The organism is Acinetobacter sp. DMC2 (assembly GCF_056314305.1).
Window position 1 is genome coordinate 1 of sequence record NZ_JBQUYP010000019.1, and the last position, 1,463, is coordinate 1,463.

Consider the following 1,463-nt stretch of genomic DNA (forward strand, 5'->3'; position numbering starts at 1 on the left):
GAGTCGCTGTCAGAGTCCGAATCGCTGTCAGAGTCCGAATCGCTGTCAGAGTCTGAGTCACTGTCAGAGTCACTGTCGCTGTCAGAGTCTGAATCGCTGTCAGAATCAGAGTCACTGTCGCTATCAGAGTCACTGTCGGAATCAGAGTCGCTGTCGCTATCAGAGTCAGAGTCGCTGTCAGAATCAGAGTCGCTGTCAGAATCAGAGTCACTGTCAGAATCAGAGTCACTGTCGCTGTCGCTATCAGAGTCGCTGTCGGAATCAGAGTCCGAATCGCTGTCAGAGTCTGAGTCACTGTCGCTGTCAGAGTCTGAGTCGCTGTCAGAGTCTGAGTCGCTGTCAGAGTCTGAATCGCTGTCAGAATCAGAGTCACTGTCGCTATCAGAGTCACTGTCGCTATCAGAGTCACTGTCGGAATCAGAGTCGCTATCGCTATCAGAGTCTGAGTCGCTATCGCTATCAGAGTCGCTGTCAGAGTCCGAATCGCTGTCAGAGTCCGAATCGCTGTCAGAGTCTGAGTCACTGTCAGAGTCACTGTCAGAGTCACTGTCGCTGTCAGAGTCTGAATCGCTGTCAGAATCAGAGTCACTGTCGCTATCAGAGTCACTGTCGGAATCAGAGTCGCTGTCGCTATCAGAGTCAGAGTCGCTGTCAGAATCAGAGTCGCTGTCAGAATCAGAGTCACTGTCAGAATCAGAGTCACTGTCGCTGTCAGAGTCGCTGTCAGATTCACCGATAATAATTAACGTACCTGTTGCAGAGCCTTCATTACCCGCAGCATCAGTAGCAGTCACAAGGATTGTATGTGATCCGTCGTTTAAGGCTGGTAGGGTGTTATCTGCTAGTGTCCATGTTCCATCACCGTTATTTACGGCTGTGTACTCTACACCATCTACAGTTACAATCACTTTGGCCGTAGGATCATCTACGGTACCAGTTAATGTAGGTGTATTATCATGACTAGATAATTCATCAAACGTTACAGTTGGTGCTACAGCATCAACAATCTCAGTTGCCGGTGGTGATGTGTTACCTGCCGGATCTGTTGCCGTTGCCTTAACTTCATCGCCATCTTCAAGACCCGGGTTCGGTACTGTCCAGCTGCCATCTGTGCCTGCAACTACTGTTGCTGTGGTGCCATCCGGGAACGTGACTGTTACTGTTGAACCGGGTTCTGCCGTACCTGTAATCGGGTCTGTACCATTGATTGGATCAATCTCTGGCGCTGCCGGTGCGATGGCATCAACAATCTCAGTTGCCGGTGGTGATGTGTTACCTGCCGGATCTGTTGCCGTTGCCTTAACTTCATCGCCATCTTCAAGACCAGGGTTCGGTACTGTCCAGCTACCATCTGTACCCGCCACAACTGTTGCTGTGGTGCCATCCGGGAACGTGACTGTTACTGTTGAACCGGGTTCTGCCGTACCTGTAATCGGGTCTGTACCATTGATTGGATCAATCTC

General features: G+C 50.6%; 1 protein-coding gene. It reads right to left on the reverse strand.

Features of this window, described 5'->3' with window-relative positions; genetic code table 11:
- Positions 1 to 1,463, reverse strand: a 1,463-nt coding sequence (locus tag ACT53H_RS19120; protein ID WP_476009878.1) for an Ig-like domain-containing protein, incomplete at both ends; no start/stop codon positions are given.